Raw genomic sequence first — 22,330 nt, forward strand, 5'->3', positions numbered from 1 at the left:
CACAGGGATTATTTCAGCCGGAAACGGGAAGCTCATCTAGCATCGAGAGCAAACCACTGTTCAGCGTGAAATCACTGGGAAGCTCTATATCAACAACTTTCCAGTCCGCGATATATTTCCATTTCGCTACCCCGTTCTGATGATCGGGGTGGATAATATAGGCATTCAGATCCGATCGGTTTTCAAACAGGCCAATCACCACGAAATCCGCTGCAATATCGCGCTTAGTGGTATTTCTGCCGCAGCTCCATCCTTTAATTTCATCAATGTGATGAGGATGAGCACGCGTGGCTCTTTCAGCATCTATGGCTTCCAGAGATGACCAGTTCCATGGGTTCCTTAACGTAAACATGACGATGTGCATTAACATAGGGTCAGTTTTGTCCTTGCGCTGCTGCCTAAAATCATTAGAAAAGTGAATGTATTATGCATGAGCAAAAGAGGAAATTGTTGCCTATATCATTTACTCAACGCGCATTGTCAGGTAAAAATCCCCCTTTATTGCTTTTAATGCGAAAGGAATTTCCTTTTATGGCACTCAGCCTGACAGATATGAAGATCCTGAAAATTTTACAGGATGATGCGCGCGTCACGAATCAGGAACTGGCGGAGAAAATAAACCTTTCCGCGTCTCCCTGCTGGCGCAAAGTGCGCAAGCTTGAGGAAGATGAAGTGATTCAGGGCTACCGCGCCGTTCTTGATCGTAAGAAAATCGGGCTGGGTGTGATGGTTTTTGTTCGTGTTGCCATCGACAGCCATAGTGAAGCGGAGGCGAGAAAGTTTGAAGAAGAGGTCACCGCGCTGGAGGATGTTGTGGCCTGCTATAGCATCGGGGGAGACGCCGATTTCCTGCTGCAGGTTGTGGCATCGGATCTCGACTCCTATGCTGATTTCGCCATGTCAGTGGTACGCCGACTGCCGGGAATCAAGGAGATGCAGAGTATGTTTGTGCTTAAAGAGATCAAGCCTCTCGTGACTTATCCCATAAAGAAGACAGCGGAGTAGACTGTAAGCTGCAGGGATAAGGCTGCGACCTCACGCTTATCAAACCTACCAGACGAACAAAAGCCCGCTCAGGTTTCCCTGAGCGGGCTTTTTAAATTTGGCTCCTCTGACTGGACTCGAACCAGTGACATACGGATTAACAGTCCGCCGTTCTACCGACTGAACTACAGAGGAATCGTTGGAACGGGGCGAATATTAACGACGCCGTTCTGGCTTGTCAAAGCGCGATTTCACTTTTTTCAACTGAACGCTCGCAAAAGCAGCGGATTGCCGCTTTTTCAACAGATTCGGCGAGATTTCAAACTGCTGACAAGATCTCAATTTATACGCATTTCCCGCTGGATGTTAGATGCATGTCAAAGTTTTGTTATTTGCTGATGTTAAAACAACTGTTTCAGTGCTTTTATGATGAAAATTTCAAAAACAAATTTAATGGAATAAACAAACTGCTTATTGTCACCCGCGTAATCAGTCAGGAAAAATGGAACGGAATTTCAAAATTATCTTTATTAGAAACAAGTGATTGTAAAAAGGAGGGGTAGGTCACAAAAAAGCGTCAAAACCCAGATTTCACCCCTGTAAGCAGAACTGAATCCGCCATCGACGTTGAGTGAATGTAAAAAATATTTTTCATTATCAGCCTCAGCGACGTCGGCAAGTTAACGACAATAAGGGTTACTCATGAACATCAAAAAAACGCTCGCTGTCACACTGTTAGCCTGCATGTTGCCCGCTGCTGCGATGGCAAAAGACCTCTCCGTCGGTGTATCAATGGCCTTGTTCGACGACAACTTCCTCACCATTCTGCGCACTGCAATGCAGAAAGAGATGCAGAAAGAGGGGGTTCAGGGGCAGATGGAAGACGCGAAAGGCGATGTGTCGCAGCAGCTGCAGCAGGTGCAAAACTTTATCGGTCAGGGCGTTGACGCCATCATCGTCAATCCGGTGGATACCAACGCGGTTAAACCCATTATGGATCAGGCCACCAAAGCGGGCATCCCGCTGATCTTCGTTAACCGCCGTCCCCAGGCGGAGCTAACTGACAAAATGGCTTATGTAGGATCCGATTCTGAACTGGCGGGTCGTCTGCAAATGGAAGCGCTGGCGAAGGCGATGAACGGCAAAGGCAACGTTGCCATTCTGATGGGCGATCTCGCTAACGAAGCCACGCGTGACCGCACCAAAGGCGTTGAAGCGGTGGTCGCGAAATACCCTGGCATCAAAGTAGTACAGAAGCAGACCGCCAAATTTATGCGTAATGATGCGGTCGATGTGGTGAGTAACTGGCTGACCGCAGGCGACGATATCCAGGCCATTGCCTCCAACAACGATGAGATGGCGATTGGAGCACTCCAGGCGCTGGGTAAAAACCCTAACCACATCCTGATTGCTGGCGTGGATGGTACGCCTGACGCGCTGCAGATGCTCAAGAACGGCAAGATGGTTGCGACGGTGTTCCAGGACGCTCGCGGCCAGGGTGAAGGCGCAGTTCAGACAGCCGTCAAGCTGGCGAAGGGTGAAAAAGTGCAAAAAATCATCGATATCCCTTATCAGCTGATCACCAAAGACAATATGCAGCAGTTCGTGAACCGTAATCAGAAATAACCGATCCCGACTCAGCCGTACGGAGGTGATGTATGACCGCTTTTGCGCTTGAAGCCGAAGGCATCAGCAAGTTCTTTCCCGGTGTAAAGGCACTCGATAACGTTTCGCTGCGCGTGCGTCCGGGATCGGTTCATGCCTTGATGGGCGAAAATGGCGCGGGCAAATCCACTTTAATGAAGTGCCTGATCGGGATGTACCGTCCCGATCGGGGCACCATCCGCATTAAAGGGGAGCCGGTGCAGTTTCAGGACACCATGGACGCCTTGCGTTCCGGCATTTCCATGATCCACCAGGAGCTTAATCTGGTGCCCTACATGACCGTCGCCGAGAATATCTGGCTGGGACGGGAGCCGATGAAGTACGGCTTTGTCGATCACGGCAAGCTTAACCAGCAGACGCAGACGCTGCTCAACCAGCTTAACATTCGCCTGAAGGCAGACCGGCTGGTGGGCGATCTGAGCATCGCCGCGCAGCAGATGGTGGAGATCGCCAAAGCGGTCTCCTGGAACGCCGACGTCGTGATTATGGATGAGCCCACCTCCGCCCTGACCGAAAGCGAAGTAGCGCATCTCTTCACTATCATTCGCGACCTGCGCGCCCAGGGCAAAGCCATCATCTACATCAGCCACAAAATGGACGAGATCTTCGCCATTACCGATGAAATCAGCATTTTCCGCGACGGCAGCTGGGTCGGCAGCAACCACACCGCGCAGTTTACCCGTCAGTCGCTCATTACCCAGATGGTGGGGCGCGAGCTGACCCAGCTCTTTCCCAAATTCAACAATGCCATTGGCGAAGAGGTGCTGACGGTCCGCGGCCTCACCAGTAAAGATCGCTTCCAGGACGTCAGCTTCAGCCTGCGGCGCGGTGAAATTCTCGGCGTTGCCGGCCTGGTGGGCGCAGGGCGCAGCGAAGTCATGGAGAGTTTATTCGGCATGGAGAGCGTCGACAGCGGTGAAGTGCTGATCGACGGCGTGCCGGTCACTATCGATTCGCCTTCCACGGCGATTGAAAAGGGCATGGCGTTTTTAACGGAGGATCGCAAAAAATCGGGGCTATTTCTCGTGCTGTCGGTGATGGAGAACATGAGCATCGTCAACATGCCCGAGTACAGCGGCAAAAGCGGCTTCGTCAGCCACGTCAAGATGGCGCAGGACTGTATGGAGCAAATCCAGCGGCTGAATATCAAAACGCCGACCATGGATCAGATCATCAACAACCTGAGCGGCGGCAACCAGCAGAAGGTGCTGATTGCCCGCTGGCTGCTGGCGCAGCCCAAAATTCTTATCCTCGACGAGCCGACGCGCGGTATTGACGTCGGCGCGAAAGCGGAAATTTACCGTTTGATCTCTGAGCTGGCCAACCGCGGCGTGGCCATCATCATGGTGTCGTCAGAACTGCCGGAAATTCTCGGCATGAGCGACCGCGTGATGGTGATGCATCAGGGGCGGATTACCGGCATCCTCGATAAAGAAGAGGCCGACCAGGAAACCATTTTGTCGCTGGCATCCGAGTGAGGCGCGAGACACCTATGAGCAATATTAAAGCAACAGCTACGCCAACAGCTGAACATTCATCCTTCTTCGGCAATCTGCGGCATAAACTGCCTAAAGATACCGGCATCTTTATCGTGATGGTCGGCATTGCGCTGATCTTTGAAATCGCCGGCTGGTATGTGCGCGATCAGTCGTTTCTGATGAACACTAACCGGCTGATCCTGATCCTGCTCCAGGTAGCCATTATCGGCGTGATCGCCGTCGGGGTCACGCAGGTAATCATCACCACCGGTATCGACCTCTCGTCAGGGTCGGTGATCGCGCTGACGGCCGTGGTCGCGGCCAGCCTCGCGCAAACCTCCGACAGCCTGTCGCCGATGTTTCCCGCGCTGGTGGATATGCCCGCCGTGGTGCCCGTCGCCGCTGGGATCGGGGTCGGTCTGCTCTGCGGCCTGGTCAACGGTGTACTTATTACCCGCACCGGCATTCCGCCGTTTATTGCGACACTGGGTATGATGGTGTCGGCGCGCGGTCTGGCGCAGTACTACACGCAGGGCAACCCGATCAGCTTTCTCTCTGACGGCTTTACCTCCGTCGGTCAGGGGGCAATGCCGGTCATTATCTTCCTGGCTGTGGCGCTGGTGTTTCATATCGCCCTGAAGCATACCCGCTACGGTAAATACGTTTATGCCATCGGCGGCAATATGACCTCGGCCAAAGTCTCCGGCATTAACGTGAACAAGTATCTGGTGATCGTCTATACCATCGCCGGTGCGCTTTCAGGCCTGGCAGGTGTGGTGCTGGCGGCGCGCGTCAGCAGCGGCCAGTCGAGCATGGGGATGTCCTATGAGCTGGACGCCATCGCCGCGGCGGTAATCGGCGGCAGCAGCCTGATGGGCGGCGTCGGGCGTATTACCGGCACGCTGATTGGCGCGGTCATTCTGGGCCTGATCAAAAGCGGATTTACCTTCGTCGGCGTCGACGCCTACGTTCAGGACATTATCAAAGGGATCATTATCGTGGCGGCCGTCGCTATCGATATGCATCGCAACCGCAAAAAACGCTGATTTCTCCCGCTACAGGCCTGCTTGCGCTGAAATCGCGCGCAGGCCTTTTTCTTTCTGAATAAGTTTTCCTGCTGGATACACCCCATTTACCCGCTTTCCGCCGCGTTATCGCCTCGGTTTTGCTTCGGGTCATCACTTTTATGCACGTCTGGCTCGCAGGGGCTGCACCAGCAGAGTGCAACCGCGGGGCGCCTTTATAGTGACGCACCATTCCCGCTGCTTATTAACTCTTTCCAGGTAATCAGAAAGGCTTATTTTTCGCGTTGTTAGGAATTTTCTGCAGCAGCCTGATCGCGCCTCAAGAAAAAGTGGCCTGCTAATTGCAATTTGTTCTGTAGCAGGCGGCCAGCAGGCCACAAGAACAGATGTTATTGGCATTCGGGGAATGTGACGGAGGCAAGATGAACTTAAGACGACTGAAATACTTTGTGAAAATCGTCGATATTGGCAGTTTGACGCAGGCGGCTGAAGTGCTGCACATTGCGCAACCTGCGCTCAGTCAACAGGTCGCTACGCTGGAGAACGAGCTGGATCAGCAGCTGCTGATTCGCACCAAGCGCGGTGTGACGCCGACCGAAGCCGGTAAAATCCTCTATGCACATGCGCGTACCATTTTGCGGCAGTGCGAACAGGCGCAGACGGCGGTGATCAATGCCGGGCAGATGCTGAGTGGTCAGGTCTCCATCGGCATGGCGCCAGGCACGGCGGCCTCTTCGCTGACCATGCCGCTGCTGCAAACGGTGCGCGAACAGCATCCGGAGATTCTGGTTTATCTGCATGAAAACAGCGGCAGTATGCTTAATGAAAAGGTGATGAACGGCCAGCTTGATATGGCCGTGCTTTACGATCGCGCGCCGACGGCGGGCATCACCAGTCTGCCGCTGATGAAAGAGGAGCTTTATCTGGTCGGCGCCACCGACTGCCCCGGCGGATCGGTAGATTTAGCTGAGGTGGCGCAGATGAGCCTGTTTTTGCCGCGCGACTACAGTGCGGTGCGCAAGCGGGTAGACGAAGCCTTTTCGCTGCGTCGTCTCAGCGCGCGCATTATCGGCGAGATCGAGTCGCTCTCGATGCTGACCGCCGCCGTCGCCAGCGGTACGGGCGTCACGGTGCTGCCGGAATCTGCCGCGCGTGCACTGGTGAGCTCAACTCAGGCCTGGATGGCGCGCATCAACAGTCCGGCGCTTAATCTGCCGCTGTCGCTGAACGTGTCGGCGCGCCTGCCGCTCTCACCCTCTGCGCAGGCGGTAAAAGATATTTTGCTGTCGCTGCTGAATAAACCGATGGCAGAAGAGCGGCCGCTGCTGCTGGTCAGTTAAAAGGGTTTGGCGGTCCTGTGGGACCGCTTTTGCGCCTTCATACAGCTTATCAGGCAGTGACTGACCCCTTTATATAGCAGTTAACCGCTTTAACCGGTTGCTCGCTCATTCCATGAGTCGGTGAAAAGAATATTCCCGTCACAATGCTTCCAGGTGATTTTCTCGTAGCGTAACAGAACCGTTTCAAGGTGCGTCCCCGTCTGCGCGCCGGGATAGAGGTCTGGCGTAATAGAGGTCAGCTTTACGCCTTCAAGAATAATATTGAAATATTCCTGCTCTATACCCGCCTCATTAATCTGATACATTTTTATTATAGCGGACCTGAGCGTTTTACCCGTGCTTAACGCGCGAAAAAGCAGCGGCGTCACGCGATCAAATTCTTTCTGAAACATAATGGGCATATGAACGCGCGTTCCCGTTAATCTGCCGGTATTGCCATTTACAGGAATATTAACGTTGTGGGTAAATGATTTTAGCTCGATGGCGCCTTCACGGCCTGACACAAGCGACGGCCCCCTCATCGGCGAGCCATTTTCATCTGTTAGCCACAGGTAAGCTGGATTAGACATAAAATTCCCTTTTCAAGTGATTATTTATCGTATTTATCAAACCGTCCAAATAAAACTGGATGAATGACAATAAAGACAATTATCGATATTAGCGTCAGTATGTGCCAATAGTCTGGAAAGAGATAAAGGAACAGAGATGCCCATGCAACTATCCAGACAGGAAATAAAATCTCAGTAAAAAGTATCGATAATAAGCTTTTAAACATGAAAGGCTTCCTTTATAAAGCTGTAAAACCCATCAAAGTCATGATGAAATTGCAATTGATGTTTTGTGATCAGCGTGGAAAGCACAGGTTCAATAAAGTAATACAGCATCTCAACTTCAGCCTGATAGAGTACCGCATAATATTCGGCATCAAGGGCCTTGAGCCGACGGGCGGCAAGGGCGCATTTTTGCTCGGTGCCAAAAAGCTGAAATGCCATAACAATAGTTGGTATTCGTCGCGACAGGCGTTTAATAGCGGTCTGCGATACAATATCAGACGCAGCGAGCGACTGAGCAAGCGTCAGAGATAAGGCAAGACGGGTAGCTCTGCCTGTCGGTATGGAGGTGGCAGCTTCGGTAATTTTTGCATTGGCATGTCGAATGCGATTTGTTTTATTTCCGGCACTGCAGTCGTCAATGATCATTTCAAAATAAAGCTTAAACATATGAGCAATCACATCACGATGGCGAAAAACAGACAAAATCGAGCAGAGCATTCTTTTTTCTTCTGAAATCAATCCACCACAAACATCGTGACAGGCTGGAATCAGACACGACGCATACCAGCTAGCCCGCTCCACGCCAGAGTAAATATCAGAGCCTGTTCCCTTCATTGCCTTCCAGGTGGAGGTCACGCCCTGTTGCGCATAAAGCGCCAGCAGCCTGTCGCTTTGGAACTTCATCTTTAAAACATCTGCAGCCTGCATAAGTATCCCTACTTTTTGTAATGATATCAGGGTATGCGTTGAAGCCTCTCCGCTTCAAGCCGCTCTGGCCGCTGCGCTTTCATTTTGTGATCCCGTTAGCGCTTAAGCATTAAAGAAGCTCTCCGGCAGCGCGTATGTCCCTTGCCTTATATTCCCACTGCGCATAAGCATAAATTTTTTATTATTTGTTGATATCAATAAACCTTCTTACCATCGGAAGTAACAATTTCGTAAAGTGAGGTAAATATCGTGAATTTCCAGCAACTTAAAATCATCCGTGAGGCAGCGCGCTGCGAGTTCAATCTGACGGAAGTGGCAAATACGCTATTTACCTCACAGTCGGGCGTCAGCCGTCATATCCGCGATCTGGAAGATGAACTGGGCGTAGAGATTTTTATTCGCCGCGGCAAGCGCCTGCTGGGCATGACGGAGCCGGGTAAGGCGCTGCTGACCATTGCCGAACGCATTCTTGACGAGGCGGGAAAAGTACGGCGACTGGCAGACGTTTTTACCAATGAAACCAGCGGCATCCTGACGATAGCCACCACGCACACCCAGGCGCGCTACAGCCTGCCGCGCGTCATCAAGGCGTTTCGCCAGCTCTATCCCAACGTGCGGCTTGAGCTTAACCAGGGCTCGCCGCAGGAGATCGTCGCCATGCTGCTGGCAGGCGAAGCGGACGTCGGCATCGCCAGCGAACTGCTGGTAAATAACCCCAGCCTCGCGGCCTTCCCCTGGTTTAGCTGGCATCATGCGCTGCTGGTGCCCCGCGGTCATGAGCTGGCGCAGCAGCAGCCGGTATCGCTCAGCACCCTGAGCCGCTACCCGCTGATTACCTATCGTCAGGGCATCACCGGGCGCTCGCGCGTCGACCGCGCCTTTCAGAGCGCCGGCCTGAAGCCCGATATCGTGCTGAGCGCGCAGGACTCAGACGTGGTGAAAACCTATGTCGAACTGGGGCTGGGCGTCGGCATCCTTGCCGATCAGGCGTGCGACATTCAGCCGGAAGAGGCGCTGGTGCGCATCGACGCGCATCACCTGTTTGACGCCAATACCGTCTGGCTTGGTCTGAAGCGCGGGCAGCTGCAGCGCAACTATGTCTGGCAGTTTATGGAGCTGTGCAACGCCAACCTGTCGCTGGAAGAGATCAAACGCCAGGCGCTCTCCTATCAAAACGAAGAAGAGCCGGCGATCGACTTTCAGATCTAATCCGGCAGCGACTCGACAAGGGCCAGCTGCAGGCCATCCCAGCCTTTGCTGCCGACGGTTTGCAGGGCGGTGGCCGTCAGGTGCGGATTCTCGCCGATGTCGCGCAGATACTGCCGTAGCCCCTGCACGTTTTCATCCGGAGACTGCGAGTCGACGATCCGCCCGCTGCGCACCACATTATCGCCGATAATCACGCTGCCGACGCGCGCCAGCTTGAGCGCCCAGCGCAGGTAGTGCGGATTATTGCGCTTATCGGCATCAATAAAGATCATATCGAAGGGGCCCTGCAGCGTCGGCAAACTCTCCAGCGCTGGTCCCACCCGCAGCTCGACTTTATCCGTCACGCCCGCCTCGGCGAAATTCTCGCGCGCCACCTGCGCATGCTGCGGCGAAAACTCCAGCGTCACGATTTTGCCGTTCTCCGGCAGCGCGCGCGCCAGCCACAGCGTGCTGTAGCCGCCCAGCGTGCCGATCTCCAGAATGCGCGAGGCGTTCATCATGCGCGCCAGCAGGTAGAGCAGTTTCCCCTGGTTGGCCGCGACATCAATCGGCGGCAGACCGGCGGCCGCGTTGCGCGCCAGCGCCGACGAGAGCGCCGCATCCGGTTTCACCAGCGTCTGCGTGAAGTAATCATCGACCGCACGCCACATATGATCGCTCATGGTTATCTCCTTGTTTAAAAACTGAGCATAGCAGCCGTGCGGCATAAAATTTTCTTTGTGCGCGCAAAACTCGCTGTTTGCGGTTTCTGCCCGGCGAGAAAAACATCCTGCGCTGAGGCGACGCGATAGAGTGGAAGAAAACCGATTAAACAGGGGGAGTAAGATGTCGCGTCTTCAACTAAAGGATACCGATCTGCTGCGCCAGCAGGCGCTTTTTGGCGGTTGCTGGCAGGATGCAAATAACGGCGAAACCCTGCCGGTGGTCGATCCCGCCACCCGTGAAACCCTGGCGACCATTCCGGCGCTGGGCCGTGCAGAGACTGAAACGGCTATCGCCTGCGCCGAGGCGGCGCGTATCGCCTGGGGCAGGACGCCGAATGCCAGCCGCGCCGCGCTGCTGGAGAAGTGGCATCAGCTGATCCTCGACAACGCCGACGACCTGGCGACCATCATGACCGCCGAGCAGGGCAAGCCGCTGGCCGAAGCGAAGGGCGAAGTGCTGTACGGTGCCAGCTTTGTCAAATGGTTCGCCGAAGAGGCGCGCCGTATTTATGGCGACACCATTCCGGCGCCGAGCGAGGATCGCCGCATCCTGGTGCTGAAGCAGCCGGTTGGCGTGGCGGCGGCCATCACGCCGTGGAACTTTCCCATCGCCATGATCACCCGCAAAGTCGCGCCTGCGCTGGCGGCGGGCTGCCCGATTATCGTGAAGCCGTCAGAGCTGACGCCGCTGTCGGCGCTGGCGCTGGCGGTGCTGGCGGAGCGCGCCGGCTTGCCAGCCGGCGTGCTGCAGGTGGTGACCGGCCTGCCGACGGAGATTGGCACGGCGCTGACCGGCAGCCGTCTGGTGCGCAAAATCTCCTTCACCGGCTCGACGCGCATCGGCCAGCTGCTGATGCAGCAGAGCGCCGACAGCGTTAAACGTCTGAGCCTGGAGCTGGGCGGCAACGCGCCGTTTATCGTCTTTGATGACGCCGATATCGATATTGCGGTGGCGGGCGTGATGGTCAGCAAATTCCGCAACGCCGGACAGACCTGCGTCTGCGCCAACCGCATTCTGGTGCAGCGCGGCATCTATCCCCGCTTCGTGGCGAAGCTGCTGGAGGCGGTCGCCACGCTCAAGGTCGGCGACGGCTTTGCGCCCGGCAGCACCATCGGCCCGCTGATCAACGACCGCGCAGTAGAGAAAGTTAACGGCCACATCGAGGATGCGCTGGGGCAGGGCGCGGAGCTGCTGACCGGCGGCGCCAGCCACGGCAGCGGCACATACGTGCAGCCGACGGTGCTTGGCGGGGTCACGACCCAGATGCGTATCGCCCATGAAGAGACGTTCGGGCCGGTAGCGCCGCTGTTTATCTTCGACGAGGAAGAGGAGGCGATCGCGATGGCCAACGATACGCCCTATGGCCTGGGCGCCTACTTCTTCACGGAAAATATTCGCCGCGCATGGCGCGTCGCCGAAGCGCTGGAATTTGGCATGGTCGGTTTTAATACCGGCGCCATCTCTCTGGAGGTCGCCCCGTTCGGCGGCGTAAAATTATCGGGAATAGGCCGCGAAGGATCGCGCTATGGCATTGAAGAATATCTGGAGCAGAAAACCTTTCATATTGGCAGCCTGAATTAATTCATCCTTAACATTAAATTTCTGATGCAAGCGTTTTCCGCACCCGCGGCAAACGCTTTTTTATTTTGTGCGCTGTATCGTGTTTTTATCGTCGCTGGCCATTTTAGTGCAAGTTTCATGCGCAATGCACCACGGCAATGCATGAAATTTGTGAGCCAAATCATCTGTTTATTGGTTCGGCAATTACGCAAAATTTCCGCTTTCAATACGGCAGAAAATTTTTTTGCGCAGTTTTAAACGCATTTTAATTTTTCGGGTGGCTGGCATACTTTCTGCATTACCTTTTGTCATGAGCTTATTCGCGCTGAATATAAGCCCTGCCAGCGCGCTAATTTCATAATGGTTGACGGGTGTAACAAATAAGGATTTATCCATGTTAAGTTTCGACCCTGAAAAAGTTTCGCTTCCTGTCGGCCACTATATTGACGGCCATCACATCCAGACCCAGGGTGCGGCGTTCGCGGTAAAACGCCCGTCGGACGGCAAAGTCTACGCCACGCTGCATGAGGCTGACGCCGCCGACGTCGATCGCGCGGTGCAGGCGGCGCACCAGGCGCTGAAAACCAGCGGCTGGTCGGGCTGCGCGCCACGCGAACGCGGCCGGGTGCTGCGTCGCTGGGCCGATCTAATCGAGCAGGACAGCCTGCTGGCGCAGCTGGAGGCGCTCGGCTCCACGCGCCCCATCAGCGACGTGGCGCAGCATGAAATTCCGTTTACCGCCGAAGCAATCCGCTTCTACGCCGAGTGCGCCGACAAGTACAGCGGCGATCTCTTTCCTACCCGCGACAGCAGCCTCGGCATGCTGATCGCGGAGCCGTACGGCGTGGTCGGCGCCATTACGCCGTGGAATTTCCCGCTGTCGATGGCCTCCTGGAAGTGCGGCCCGGCGCTGGCGGCGGGCAACGCCGTGGTGCTCAAACCCTCTGAGCTGACGCCGTTCTCCACGGTGCGCATGGCGGAGCTGGCGGTGCAGGCCGGCTTGCCGGCCGGCGTGCTTAACATCGTGCAGGGTAGCGGCGCGGTGACCGGCCACGCGCTGGTGACCCATCCGCTGGTGCGCAAAGTCTCCTTTACCGGCTCGACGCTGACCGGCTCGCGCATCATGAGCGACGTGGCGCAGCACGGCATGAAGCCGGTGACGCTGGAGCTGGGCGGCAAAAGCCCACAGCTGGTATTTGACGACGCGGGCGACATCGAGGTGCTGGCGCAGCGCATTCTGCGCGGTTTTACCGCCAACGGCGGCCAGGCGTGCGTGGCGGGCACCCGCCTGATTGTGCAGCGCGCGATTGCCGCGCCGCTGCTCGATCGCCTCGCTGCCTTATGCCGCAGCGTGAGGCCTGGCGTCACCTGGCATGGCGACAGCCGCTACGCGCCGCTGATCGACGAGCGGCAGGGACAAAAAGTCGCGTCGGTGGTGGCCGCCGCGAAAGCGCAGGGCGCGGAAGTGCTGGTGGGCGGCGAGCGTTTCGCCGACACCCGCGACGGCTGGTTCTGGCAGCCCACGCTGCTGTGCGGCGTGGCGCAGGATAACCCGGCGGTGCAGCAGGAGATCTTTGGCCCGGTGCTGACGGTGCAGACCTTCGACGAGGAAGAAGAGGGGCTACGGCTGGCGGCGCATGAGATTTACGGCCTGTGCGCGGGCGTGCATACCCTGAGCCTGCCGCGCGCGATGCGCGCCATACGCGCTATCGAGGCGGGCACCGTGTGGGTCAACCGCTACGGCCGCTCCGGCGATTTCATCATTCCCACCGGCGGCTTTCTCGGATCCGGCATCGGCAAAGATTTGGGGCGGCAGGCGTTTCAGGCCTGCCAGCGCCAGAAAAGCGTACTTATCGATTTTTAACCTTTCCTGATCAACACGAGGTCGCGTCATGGCACTGTTTAAACCGAAATTCATCACCTTTGACTGTTACGGCACGCTGATTAACTTCGACATGGCAGGCGCAGCGGCGCGCTGCTTTAGCGATCGCGTGGCGGCAGAGGAGGTGCAGGCCTTTACTACCGATTTCGCCCGCTATCGCCTGGATGAAGTACTGGGCGCCTGGAAGCCCTATTACGACGTGGTGAGCAATGCGATACAGCGCACCTGCAAAAAGTGGGGCGTCGCATGGGATAAGGCGGACAGCGACTATATCTACACCGACTGCGCCACCTGGGGCCCGCATCCCGACGTGCCGGCCGGACTGGCGAAGCTGGCGACCGAATTCCCGCTGGTGCTGCTCAGCAACTCGATGAAGGATCTGCTGCCGCACCATATTCCGCGACTGGGCGCGCCGATCCACCTGGCGATTACCGCCGAAGAGGTGGGCGCCTACAAACCGCAGATGAAAGGCTTTGAATATATGCTGCAGAAGCTTAACTGTCGGCCGGAAGAGATCCTGCACGTCTCCTCCAGCTTCCGCTACGACCTGATGACGGCGCACGATCTCGGCATCACCCATAAAGCCTGGGTAAATCGCGGCCATGAACCGGCTAATCCTTACTACGGCTATACCGAAATCCCTGACATCGGCGGACTGCCCGCCCTGGTCGGACTCTGAGGATCGCGCTATGAAACTCGAATCGTTCTGGCAGGCCACCGCGCCGCCGTTTCACGGCGCGGCGGAAGGTCCGCTGCCGTCGCGCGCCGACGTGGTGGTGATCGGCGGCGGCTTTACCGGCGTCTCGGCGGCGCTGAGCCTGGCGCGCAGCGGCCTCGACGTGGTGCTGCTGGAGGGCGGCGAGGTGATGAGCCAGGCCTCGGCGCGCAACGGCGGCCACTGCAATACCGGCGTGGCGCAGAACTTCGCCTCGCTGGTGGCGAGCCAGGGCATAGAGAAAGCGACGCGCTTCTACCGCGCCTATGACGATGCGGTGAGCTACGTCGAACAGCTGGTGCGCAACGAGCAGATCGACTGCGATTTTCGCCTGTGCGGCAAGCTCAAGCTCGCCAGCAAGGCGTCCCATTTCGCCGGGCTGCGCGAGGCCTGGGAATTGATGCGCCGCACCGTGGACCCCGAGATCGAGCTCATCGGCAAAGATGACATTCGCCGCGAAGTCGACAGCGACGCCTTTCACGGCGGGCTGCTGCAAAAGCGCGGCGGCCAGATGCATATGGGTAAATTCGGCATCGGTCTGGCGGAAGCGGCGGCGCGCAGCGGGGCGAAAATTTTCCCGCACCACGCGGTGACGGGCTTAACCCGCCTTGACGGCTATCGCCACCGGGTGCAGACCGCCAGAGGCGAAATCCTCGCCGATAAAGTGCTGATGGCGACCGGCTGCTCCAACGTCGGGCCGTTCCGCTGGTTCCAGCGCCGCATCGTGCCGGTGGGCAGCTTTATCGTGGTGACGGCGCCGCTGGGCGACGCGCTGATCCGCCAGGTGCTGCCGCAGGATCGCACCTACGTTACCTCGCTCAACCTCGGCAACTACTTCCGCACCACCGCCGACCGTCGGCTGGTATTTGGTGGCCGCGCGCGCTTTGCGGTCAGCAACCCTACCTCCGACTCGCGCAGCGGTGAAATTCTGCAGGGAACGCTGGCCAGCCTCTTTCCGCCGCTGGCGCAGGCGGGCATCGACTACTGCTGGGGCGGCATGGTGGATATGTCCGCCGATCGGCTGCCGCACGCGGGCGAGCATGATGGGGTCTTCTACTCCATGGGCTACAGCGGACACGGTACCCAGATGTCGGTGTGGATGGGTGCGGTGATGGCGGATCTCATCGCTGAAAAAAGCAACCGCAACCCCTGGCAGCGCGACGCCTGGCCCGCACTGCCAGGCTATCACGGCAAGCCATGGTTTTTGCCGCTGGCCGGACTCTATTACAAAGCCAAAGATCGCTTCTCTTGATGCTTGCATTCCAGGGGCTGAACCTTAAATGAGGGTACGCAGATGAGTCAAAATGATAATAATGCGCTGACGCGCATGCTGACCGAAGGCACGCTGTCGCGCCGCGGCCTGATGAAAATGCTCTCCGCCGGGGCGGTAATGAGCAGCGGCATTATCGGCTTTCCACAGCTGGGCTTCGCCGCCGACACGCCGGTGAAAGGCGGCAAAATTCGCGCCGCCATGGCCAATGCCTCTGCCACCGATACCCTGGATCCCGCCAAAGCCAACAACAGCGGCGACTATACCCGCCAGTGTATGTTCTACAACGGCCTGACCGAACTGAATAAAGATCTCAAAGCGCTGCCGGCGCTGGCCGCGTCGCTCGATTCCGGCGACGGCGTCACCTGGCAGATCAAGCTGCGCAGCGGGGTGACCTTCCACGACGGCAAGCCGCTGACCGCGAAAGATGTGGTCTTCTCGCTTAGCCGACACAAAGACGCGGCGGTCGCCTCGAACGCCTTTAAAATTGCCGAGCAGTTCAAGACCATCAGCGCCGTTAACGACAACGAAGTGCAGCTGGTGCTGAGCCAGGCGAACTTCGATCTGCCCTATATCCTCGCCGCACCGCCGTTTTTGATCGTGCAGGATGGCACCAAAGACTTTACCAAAGGCATCGGCACCGGGCCTTACGTCTGCAAAGAGTTTACCCCGGGCGTGCGCTCGGTCGGCACGAAAAACCCCCACTACTTTAAGCCGGGCCTGCCGCATCTTGACGAGGTAGAGCTGCTGGGCGTCACCGACCAGGCGGCGCGCGTCAACGCCCTGATGTCGGGCGACCTGCATATCGTCTCGACCCTGAGCGCCAACGACTGCAAGCGCATTAAGGCCACCAGCGATTTCGGCGTGCTGGAGAGCAAGTCGGGCATGTACACCAACCTGATTGTGCGCACCGATATCAAGCCCGGCAGCAACGAAGATTTTGTGCTGGCGCTGAAATATCTGCAGCCGCGCGAGATGCTGGTAAAAACCGTGCTGCAGGGCTACGGCGACGTCAGCAACGATACGCCGGTGCCACCCTGGCATCCTCTCTACAACGCCGAGCTGAAGCCGCGGCCGCTTGACGTGGAGAAGGCGAAATTCCACATCGGGAAGGCAGGGATGACGGGCGCAACGGTCGAAATTATCACCACGCCGAACATCGAAGGCGCGGTCGAGGGCGGCCAGCTGATCCAGCAGATGGCGCGCAACGCCGGCCTCAACATCAAGGTGCGCCGTGTGCCCTATGACGGCTACTGGTCGACGCACTGGACCAAGGATCCGGTGGGCTACGGCTCCATCAACCCACGCCCGACGCTCGATATGCTTTTCTCGCAGTTCTACCTTTCCGGCGCGCCCAACAACGAGTCGGGCTGGAAGAACGCGCAGTTCGACCAGCTGGTGGTGGCGGCGCGCGGGGAGCGGGATCAGGCGAAGCGCAAGCAGATGTACGGCGATATGCAGAAGCTGATCTACGACCACTGCGGCACCATTATCCCGACCTTTATCAGCTCCACCGACGGCTACAGCAAAAAGGTGAAGGGCGTCGAAGCCTGGCCATCCGGCATGATGATGGGCTATCGCTTTCACGAGTTTGCCTGGCTGTCCGCTTAACCCTCTCTTTACAGGAGAACGCCGATGAACCGATACATGCTGTTCCTGATCGCCCGACGCACCGGCGCTGGCCTCCTGACGTTGCTGATCGTCTCGGCGGTGGTGTTCTTTATCACCAGCCTGCTGCCGGGCGACGCGGCGCAGATGATCCTTGGGCAAAACGCCACGCCGGAGACGGTGGCGGCGCTGCGCGCCCAGCTTGGGCTGGATCAGCCGCTGCTGCTGCGCTACTTCAGCTGGCTGGGCGGCATGCTGCAGGGCGACTTCGGCACCTCGTTCGCCAGCCACCTGCCGGTGATGCAGCTGGTGGCGCAGCGTATTCCCGCTACCTTTGAGCTGGCGGCGATCACCACGCTGATCTGCGTGCCGCTGGCGCTGCTGATCGGCATTACCGCGGCGATGGCGCGCGGCTCGCTGCTCGACCGTGCGCTGGTGGTCAGCACGATGGCGATGGTGGCGGTGCCGGAGTTCCTGGTGGCGACGGTAGCGGTGCTGATCTTCGCCGTGAAGCTGCACTGGGTGTCGGCCATGTCCTTCGGCTCGCCCAATATGGATCTGGTCAGCTATCTGAAAGCCTACGCGCTGCCGGTGCTGACGCTCTGCTGCGTGCTGGTGGCGCAGATGGCGCGCATGACGCGCGCCGCCATTATCAACCAGCTCGACAGCCCTTATCTGGAGATGGCGCTGCTGAAAGGCGTTTCGCCGCTGCGCGCCGTGCTGCGCCACGCCTTGCCCAACGCGGTCGGCCCTATCGCCAACGCCATTTCGCTCAGCCTCTCCTATCTGTTCGGCGGCGTCATCATTATCGAAACCATCTTCAGCTATCCCGGCCTCGCCAGCCAGCTGGTGGACGCGGTGAGCAACCGCGATCTGCCGGTGGTGCAGTTCTGCGTGATGCTGTTCGCCGGCTGCTATCTGCTGCTGCTGCTGCTGGCCGACGTGCTCACCATCGCCTTCAACCCGAAATGGAGAAGCGCATGAATACCTTACTTCCCGTTCGTTTCTTTCAGTCGCTGTCGATCTCCGGGCGGCTCGGCCTGACGGTCTCCCTTTTCTGGCTGCTGATGGCGCTGTTCGGCAACCAGCTGGCGCCGCACAACGTCGAAGATATCGGCGGCGGCCCGCTGTTCGGCGGCTTTACCGCCGATAACTGGCTCGGCACTGACGGGCTGGGGCGCGATATTCTCAGCCGAATTCTCTACGGCGCGAAGTTCTCTATCGGCCTGGCGCTGGGCGCGGCGATCGGCGCCAGCCTGATCGGCACGCTGCTGGCGCTGCTGGCGGCGGTGACCGGCCGCTGGCTGGAGGAGATCCTCGGCCGCGTCAACGACGCCATGCTGGTGCTGCCGGGCAAGGTGCTGTCGCTGATGATCGTGGCGGTGTTTGGCTCGTCGCTGCCGATGCTGCTGCTCACCGCCATCTTTACCTACTGGCCGGGCGCGTTCCGTATCGCCTTCGCCATGGCGGGCAGCCTGCGCAATATGGACTACGTACGCGCCTCGCGGCTGCGCGGCGAAAGCCGCTGGTATATCGCCATCCATGACATTCTGCCCAATATGGTGCACCCGATGCTGGCAGATTTCGGCCTGCGCTTCGTCTATATCGTGCTGCTGCTGAGCGGCCTGAGCTTTCTCGGCCTCGGCGTCCAGCCGCCCTATGCCGACTGGGGCACGCTGGTGCGCGAAAACATTCAGGGGCTGTTTGACGGCTCGCCGGCGGTGCTGATGCCTGCGCTGGCGATTGCCAGCCTGACCATCGGCGCCAACCTGTTTATCGACAGCCTCCAGCAGATGCGTCCGCTGACGCTGGCGAAGGAGGGCGTATGAACGTGATGCCGCATACTGCAATGCCAGCCATCTCGGTGGAAAAGCTGCGCGTCACGGCGCAGAGCGACAAGGGAGATGCGATCGACCTGGTGTCGGATATCCGTTTTACCGTGCAGAAAGGGGAAGTGCTCGCCCTGATTGGCGAATCGGGATCGGGAAAAACCACCATCGCCATGGCGCTGATGGGCTATGCCCGTCCCGGCTGCCGCATCGCCGAGGGCAATATTCACGTGGCGGGCGTCGACGTGAACAGTCTGAACCCGCAGCAGCTGCGCGCATTTCGCGGCAACAAGGTCGCCTATATCGCCCAGAGCGCCGCCGCCTCGTTTAACCCCGGCATGAAGATCATCGATCAGGTGATCGAGCCGGTGGTGATCCACGGCACCATGACGCGCCAGGCGGCGAAAGCCAAAGCGGTGGCGCTGTTCCGCGAGCTGGCGCTGCCCAGTCCCGACACCATCGGCGACCGCTGGCCGCATCAGGTCTCCGGCGGGCAGCTGCAGCGCCTGATGACCGCGATGGCGCTGATTGGCGATCCCGATGTGGTGATCCTCGACGAGCCGACTACCGCGCTCGACGTCACGACCCAGGTGGAAGTGCTGAAGGCGTTTCGTCGCGTGGTGGCGCAGCGCGGCGTCACCGCCATCTACGTCAGCCACGATCTGGCGGTGGTGGCGCAGATGGCGGACCGCATTCTGGTGCTGCTGCGCGGCCAGATCGCCGAGTACGGCACCACCGAACGGCTGATCGGCGCGCCGCAGGCGGACTACACGCGGCTGCTGATGGACGCGGCGCGGCAGCAAGAGCGCCCCAGCCCGTGGCGCGCGGAGAGCGGCGAGCGGCAGCCGCTGCTGGAGGTGCGCGATCTTTCCGCCGGCTACGGCCCGCGCGGCAGCGACGGCCAGCCGAAAATCCGCATTCTCGAAGATATCAATCTCCAGCTGTGGAAAGGGCAGGCGATCGGCATTATCGGCGAGTCAGGCTCGGGTAAAACCACCCTGGCGCACGCTATCGCCGGGCTCAACGCCCCCTGTCACGGCCATATGCTGTTTAACGGCCACTATATTGCTGGCGATATGCATAAGCGGCCTGACAACGAGCTGCGCCGCATTCAGTATGTGTTCCAGATGGCGGACACCGCGCTCAATCCGGCGCACAGCGTCGAGCGCATCCTGTCGCGGCCGCTGGCGCTGTTTCACGGCCTGCGCGGCCAGGCGCTGACCCAGCGGCTGCACCAGCTGCTCGATCTGGTGAAGCTGCCGCGTAGCGTGCTGTGGCGGCGGCCCTGGGCCCTCTCCGGCGGGCAGAAGCAGCGCGTTAATCTGGCGCGCGCGCTGGCGGCGGAGCCGGATCTGATCCTGTGCGACGAAGTGACCTCGGCGCTCGACACCGTGGTCGCGGCGGCGGTGCTGGATCTTATCAGCGAGCTGCGGCGCGAGCTGGGCCTGTCGGTGCTGTTTATCAGCCACGATATGCACGCGGTGCGCGCGGTGTGCGACAACATCGTGGTGATGAAGTCGGGACGCATCGTCACCCAGCTGGCGCGGGAAGATTACGACAAGCCCACCAGCGAGCTCTACTTCGAGCGCCTGAAGCGCGCGGTGCCGGAGCTGCGTCAGGGGTGGCTGGATGAACACGAAGAGATTCTTAAGGCGGAATAGCGCAGGGCGCGCCTGCCTGCCATTCTCTCAGCGGACCGCGAAACCGGCTGGGCCGCTCGCCGAATCCACACGCTATCGCGCCGCCACAGAGCAGAAGGCGGCGCGCCTGAAATGCCTGGCATGATGTAAGGAGCAACGCATGACCACAACTTTTCGCGCCATGAACGCGCACGATATCGAACCCTGCTACGCCATGACGCAGCAGCTGAAGTGGCCGCACCGCCGCGAGGACTGGCAGCAGGCGATGACCTTCGGCGAGGGCGTGGTAATAGAGGAGCAGGGCAGACTGCTCGGCAGCGCCATCCTCTGGCGCTGGGGCGAACGCGCCGCCACTATCGGGCTGGTGATTGTCGATAGCCAGCAGCAGGGGCGCGGCCTGGGCAAACAGCTGATGCTGACCCTGCTGGAAAAAGTGCCCGACTATAACGTGCGGCTGCACGCCACCGAGATGGGCAAAGGGCTCTATGAAAAGCTCGGCTTTGTGACGACCGGGCAGATTTTCCAGCATCAGACGCGGGCGCTGGAGGCGGTGCCGCCCGTGGCTATCCCGACAGGATTAACGCTGCGCCGCGCGCAGGCGCAGGACGCGGCGATCCTCACCGCCCTCGACCAGCAGGCGCACGGCATGCTGCGTCCAAAGCTGATCGACCACCTGATTAACCAGCATCAGACGGTGCTGCTGGAGGATGCGCAGGGTGACGTCCGCGGCTTCGCCAGCCTGCGCCGCTTCGGCCACGGCTGGGCCATTGGGCCGGCGATCGCGCAGGATTTTACGACGGCGCAGGCGCTGGTCGCCTCGCTGATGCAGGGGCTGCGCGGCGAATTTGTCCGCATCGACACCGACGCCGCGCTGCCGCTGGCTCCCTGGCTCGCCACGCTCGGCCTGGCGCAGGTAGATAACCCCACCACCATGGTGCGCGGCACGCCCTGGACGCCGCCAGCGGGCGCGATGCAGGCGTTCGGCCTGATGACCCAGGCGATGGCCTGATGCATATCCTCTATAAATCGGATCCCCAGCGCGGCGCACTCTGGCAGCAGTGGCTGGCGCAGCACGCGCCCGATATTCAGCTGCATCTCTGGCCCGACATCGGCGATCCGCTGGATGTGGAGATACTGATCGCCTGGCAGCCGCCGGAGAGGCTGCTGGAAACCTTTCCCAACCTGAAAGCGCTGCTGTCGGTGGGCGCGGGCGCGGACCAGTTCGATCTCGCCGCCTTGCCGCCCGACCTGCCGGTGGTGCGCATGATTGAGCCGGGGCTGACGCAGGGCATGGTGGAGTACGTGACCTTTGCGGTGCTCGGCATCCATCGCGATATGGTGCGCTACCTGCATCAGCAGCGTGACGCACGCTGGCAGGCGCACAGCGTCACGCCCGCCGCCGCGCGCCGGGTCGGCGTGATGGGGCTGGGCGAGCTGGGCCAGGCGACGCTGCGCCAGCTGGTCTCGCTCGGCTTTGACTGCGCAGGCTGGAGCCGGACGCCGCGTCAGCTCGACGGCGTGCAGTGCTTTCACGGCGCCGCGCAGCAGGGGGAGTTCATGGCGCGCTGCGACATTCTGGTCTGCCTGCTGCCGTTAACGGCAGAGACGCGCGGCCTGCTTAACCGCGATCTCTTTGCGCAGCTGCCGCCCGGCGCGGCGCTGGTGCAGGCGGGACGCGGCGCGCAGCTTAATCATGCCGATCTGCTGGCGGCGCTCGACGGCGGCTGGCTGAGCGCGGCGGTGATTGACGTCACCGATCCCGAACCGCTGCCGCCGTCGCATCCTTTCTGGCGTCATCCCGCCATCTGGCTGACGCCGCACATCGCCAGCCAGACGCAAAACGAGAGCGCCGTCGCCGCGCTGCTGGAGAATCTGCGTCGCTATCAGCGCGGCGAGCCCATGACTGGTCTGATCGACCGTGCACGAGGATATTAATGGA

Annotated in this window: 21 protein-coding genes and 1 tRNA gene; 16 read left to right on the forward strand and 6 right to left on the reverse strand. The window is 59.3% G+C overall.

Annotated features, from left to right (window positions below):
- Positions 1-13: 13 nt before the first annotated feature.
- Positions 14-370: a Dabb family protein gene (locus tag ACR6A7_RS01420; protein WP_434122971.1), complete on the reverse strand. Its 357-nt coding sequence runs from the start codon at positions 368-370 to the stop codon at positions 14-16.
- A 161-nt stretch (positions 371-531) separates the two neighbouring features.
- Here ACR6A7_RS01420 and ACR6A7_RS01425 point away from each other — a divergent pair, with 161 nt between their 5' ends.
- A complete protein-coding gene (locus tag ACR6A7_RS01425; protein WP_103796846.1) occupies positions 532-1,005 on the forward strand; it encodes an Lrp/AsnC family transcriptional regulator in 474 nt (157 codons plus the stop codon).
- A gap of 98 nt (positions 1,006-1,103) precedes the next feature.
- Here the strand turns inward: ACR6A7_RS01425 and ACR6A7_RS01430 are convergent.
- A tRNA-Asn gene (locus tag ACR6A7_RS01430) sits at positions 1,104-1,179 on the reverse strand.
- A 507-nt stretch (positions 1,180-1,686) separates the two neighbouring features.
- Here ACR6A7_RS01430 and ACR6A7_RS01435 point away from each other — a divergent pair.
- From ACR6A7_RS01435 to nac, 4 genes are all read left to right on the forward strand, one after another.
- Positions 1,687-2,610, forward strand: coding sequence for a sugar ABC transporter substrate-binding protein (locus tag ACR6A7_RS01435; RefSeq protein ID WP_434122972.1), 924 nt, complete (start codon positions 1,687-1,689; stop codon positions 2,608-2,610).
- Between the two features lie 32 nt (positions 2,611-2,642).
- Positions 2,643-4,127, forward strand: a complete 1,485-nt coding sequence (locus tag ACR6A7_RS01440; RefSeq protein ID WP_434122974.1) for a sugar ABC transporter ATP-binding protein — start codon at positions 2,643-2,645, stop codon at positions 4,125-4,127.
- A 23-nt stretch (positions 4,128-4,150) separates the two neighbouring features.
- A complete protein-coding gene (locus tag ACR6A7_RS01445) occupies positions 4,151-5,173 on the forward strand; it encodes an ABC transporter permease (protein ID WP_434123322.1) in 1,023 nt (340 codons plus the stop codon).
- Positions 5,174-5,574: 401 nt separating this feature from the next.
- Entirely contained in the window at positions 5,575-6,492 is a 918-nt protein-coding gene (gene nac, locus ACR6A7_RS01450) for a nitrogen assimilation transcriptional regulator NAC (RefSeq protein WP_434122976.1), read from the forward strand.
- An 89-nt stretch (positions 6,493-6,581) separates the two neighbouring features.
- On the opposite strand, the gene ACR6A7_RS01455 is transcribed toward nac, so the two are convergent.
- Together ACR6A7_RS01455 and ACR6A7_RS01460 are read right to left on the reverse strand one after the other, a co-directional pair.
- A complete protein-coding gene (locus ACR6A7_RS01455) occupies positions 6,582-7,061 on the reverse strand; it encodes an Hcp family type VI secretion system effector (protein ID WP_434122977.1) in 480 nt (159 codons plus the stop codon).
- 198 nt (positions 7,062-7,259) lie between these two features.
- Positions 7,260-7,973, reverse strand: coding sequence for a hypothetical protein (locus tag ACR6A7_RS01460; RefSeq protein WP_434122979.1), 714 nt, complete (start codon positions 7,971-7,973; stop codon positions 7,260-7,262).
- A 249-nt stretch (positions 7,974-8,222) separates the two neighbouring features.
- On the opposite strand from ACR6A7_RS01460, the gene cbl reads away from it, so the two are divergent.
- Positions 8,223-9,182 (forward strand): HTH-type transcriptional regulator Cbl, encoded by a 960-nt coding sequence (gene cbl, locus ACR6A7_RS01465; protein ID WP_434122981.1) that lies wholly within the window; start codon positions 8,223-8,225, stop codon positions 9,180-9,182.
- Here the strand turns inward: cbl and ACR6A7_RS01470 are convergent.
- Positions 9,179-9,844 (reverse strand): O-methyltransferase, encoded by a 666-nt coding sequence (locus tag ACR6A7_RS01470; protein WP_434122982.1) that lies wholly within the window; start codon positions 9,842-9,844, stop codon positions 9,179-9,181. The genes cbl and ACR6A7_RS01470 overlap by 4 nt on opposite strands.
- 163 nt (positions 9,845-10,007) lie before the next feature.
- Here ACR6A7_RS01470 and ACR6A7_RS01475 point away from each other — a divergent pair, with 163 nt between their 5' ends.
- Positions 10,008-11,468 (forward strand): NAD-dependent succinate-semialdehyde dehydrogenase, encoded by a 1,461-nt coding sequence (locus ACR6A7_RS01475; RefSeq protein WP_434122983.1) that lies wholly within the window; start codon positions 10,008-10,010, stop codon positions 11,466-11,468.
- A gap of 183 nt (positions 11,469-11,651) precedes the next feature.
- On the opposite strand, the gene ACR6A7_RS01480 is transcribed toward ACR6A7_RS01475, so the two are convergent.
- Complete coding sequence (locus tag ACR6A7_RS01480) at positions 11,652-11,843, reverse strand: hypothetical protein (RefSeq protein ID WP_434122984.1); 192 nt, start codon at positions 11,841-11,843, stop codon at positions 11,652-11,654.
- Here ACR6A7_RS01480 and ACR6A7_RS01485 point away from each other — a divergent pair.
- The 9 genes from ACR6A7_RS01485 to ACR6A7_RS01525 all read left to right on the forward strand — a co-directional run bounded on the left by ACR6A7_RS01485 (position 11,842) and on the right by ACR6A7_RS01525 (position 22,326).
- Positions 11,842-13,311 (forward strand): aldehyde dehydrogenase family protein, encoded by a 1,470-nt coding sequence (locus tag ACR6A7_RS01485; RefSeq protein ID WP_434122985.1) that lies wholly within the window; start codon positions 11,842-11,844, stop codon positions 13,309-13,311. The genes ACR6A7_RS01480 and ACR6A7_RS01485 overlap by 2 nt on opposite strands.
- Before the next feature lie 28 nt (positions 13,312-13,339).
- Positions 13,340-14,008: a haloacid dehalogenase type II gene (locus ACR6A7_RS01490; RefSeq protein ID WP_434122986.1), complete on the forward strand. Its 669-nt coding sequence runs from the start codon at positions 13,340-13,342 to the stop codon at positions 14,006-14,008.
- Between the two features lie 10 nt (positions 14,009-14,018).
- The gene (locus ACR6A7_RS01495; RefSeq protein WP_434122987.1) at positions 14,019-15,296 is read left to right on the forward strand and encodes an NAD(P)/FAD-dependent oxidoreductase; all 1,278 of its coding nucleotides are present in this window, start codon (positions 14,019-14,021) and stop codon (positions 15,294-15,296) included.
- A gap of 42 nt (positions 15,297-15,338) precedes the next feature.
- Positions 15,339-16,925 carry an ABC transporter substrate-binding protein gene (locus ACR6A7_RS01500; protein WP_434122988.1) on the forward strand — a complete coding sequence of 529 codons (1,587 nt, stop codon included), beginning with the start codon at positions 15,339-15,341 and terminating at the stop codon, positions 16,923-16,925.
- 24 nt (positions 16,926-16,949) lie between these two features.
- Positions 16,950-17,906, forward strand: coding sequence for an ABC transporter permease (locus ACR6A7_RS01505; protein ID WP_434122989.1), 957 nt, complete (start codon positions 16,950-16,952; stop codon positions 17,904-17,906).
- Entirely contained in the window at positions 17,903-18,751 is an 849-nt protein-coding gene (locus ACR6A7_RS01510) for an ABC transporter permease (RefSeq protein WP_434122990.1), read from the forward strand. Before ACR6A7_RS01505 ends, ACR6A7_RS01510 begins: the two co-directional genes overlap by 4 nt.
- The gene (locus ACR6A7_RS01515) at positions 18,748-20,412 is read left to right on the forward strand and encodes an ABC transporter ATP-binding protein (RefSeq protein WP_434122991.1); all 1,665 of its coding nucleotides are present in this window, start codon (positions 18,748-18,750) and stop codon (positions 20,410-20,412) included. Before ACR6A7_RS01510 ends, ACR6A7_RS01515 begins: the two co-directional genes overlap by 4 nt.
- Positions 20,413-20,551: 139 nt before the next feature.
- Positions 20,552-21,400, forward strand: coding sequence for a GNAT family N-acetyltransferase (locus tag ACR6A7_RS01520; RefSeq protein WP_434122992.1), 849 nt, complete (start codon positions 20,552-20,554; stop codon positions 21,398-21,400).
- Positions 21,400-22,326, forward strand: coding sequence for a 2-hydroxyacid dehydrogenase (locus tag ACR6A7_RS01525; RefSeq protein WP_434122993.1), 927 nt, complete (start codon positions 21,400-21,402; stop codon positions 22,324-22,326). Before ACR6A7_RS01520 ends, ACR6A7_RS01525 begins: the two co-directional genes overlap by 1 nt.
- Positions 22,327-22,330 lie beyond the last annotated feature (4 nt).

This window comes from Pantoea phyllosphaerae, from assembly GCF_051025595.1.
Taxonomy (GTDB): domain Bacteria; phylum Pseudomonadota; class Gammaproteobacteria; order Enterobacterales; family Enterobacteriaceae; genus Pantoea.

What these genes read in the sequence shown, in the direction of transcription:
- ACR6A7_RS01515 (WP_434122991.1), top strand. Translation starts at nt 18,748, where the DNA reads ATGAACGTGATGCCGCATACTGCAATGCCAGCCATCTCGGTGGAAAAG.
- ACR6A7_RS01440 (WP_434122974.1), top strand. Translation starts at nt 2,643, where the DNA reads ATGACCGCTTTTGCGCTTGAAGCCGAAGGCATCAGCAAGTTCTTTCCC.
- ACR6A7_RS01525 (WP_434122993.1), top strand. Translation starts at nt 21,400, where the DNA reads ATGCATATCCTCTATAAATCGGATCCCCAGCGCGGCGCACTCTGGCAG.
- ACR6A7_RS01490 (WP_434122986.1), top strand. Translation starts at nt 13,340, where the DNA reads ATGGCACTGTTTAAACCGAAATTCATCACCTTTGACTGTTACGGCACG.
- ACR6A7_RS01485 (WP_434122985.1), top strand. Translation starts at nt 11,842, where the DNA reads ATGTTAAGTTTCGACCCTGAAAAAGTTTCGCTTCCTGTCGGCCACTAT.
- ACR6A7_RS01475 (WP_434122983.1), top strand. Translation starts at nt 10,008, where the DNA reads ATGTCGCGTCTTCAACTAAAGGATACCGATCTGCTGCGCCAGCAGGCG.
- ACR6A7_RS01435 (WP_434122972.1), top strand. Translation starts at nt 1,687, where the DNA reads ATGAACATCAAAAAAACGCTCGCTGTCACACTGTTAGCCTGCATGTTG.
- ACR6A7_RS01495 (WP_434122987.1), top strand. Translation starts at nt 14,019, where the DNA reads ATGAAACTCGAATCGTTCTGGCAGGCCACCGCGCCGCCGTTTCACGGC.
- ACR6A7_RS01470 (WP_434122982.1), bottom strand. Translation starts at nt 9,844, where the DNA reads ATGAGCGATCATATGTGGCGTGCGGTCGATGATTACTTCACGCAGACG.
- ACR6A7_RS01520 (WP_434122992.1), top strand. Translation starts at nt 20,552, where the DNA reads ATGACCACAACTTTTCGCGCCATGAACGCGCACGATATCGAACCCTGC.
- ACR6A7_RS01460 (WP_434122979.1), bottom strand. Translation starts at nt 7,973, where the DNA reads ATGCAGGCTGCAGATGTTTTAAAGATGAAGTTCCAAAGCGACAGGCTG.
- ACR6A7_RS01425 (WP_103796846.1), top strand. Translation starts at nt 532, where the DNA reads ATGGCACTCAGCCTGACAGATATGAAGATCCTGAAAATTTTACAGGAT.
- ACR6A7_RS01500 (WP_434122988.1), top strand. Translation starts at nt 15,339, where the DNA reads ATGAGTCAAAATGATAATAATGCGCTGACGCGCATGCTGACCGAAGGC.
- ACR6A7_RS01455 (WP_434122977.1), bottom strand. Translation starts at nt 7,061, where the DNA reads ATGTCTAATCCAGCTTACCTGTGGCTAACAGATGAAAATGGCTCGCCG.
- ACR6A7_RS01420 (WP_434122971.1), bottom strand. Translation starts at nt 370, where the DNA reads ATGTTAATGCACATCGTCATGTTTACGTTAAGGAACCCATGGAACTGG.
- ACR6A7_RS01480 (WP_434122984.1), bottom strand. Translation starts at nt 11,843, where the DNA reads ATGGATAAATCCTTATTTGTTACACCCGTCAACCATTATGAAATTAGC.
- ACR6A7_RS01510 (WP_434122990.1), top strand. Translation starts at nt 17,903, where the DNA reads ATGAATACCTTACTTCCCGTTCGTTTCTTTCAGTCGCTGTCGATCTCC.
- ACR6A7_RS01505 (WP_434122989.1), top strand. Translation starts at nt 16,950, where the DNA reads ATGAACCGATACATGCTGTTCCTGATCGCCCGACGCACCGGCGCTGGC.
- nac (WP_434122976.1), top strand. Translation starts at nt 5,575, where the DNA reads ATGAACTTAAGACGACTGAAATACTTTGTGAAAATCGTCGATATTGGC.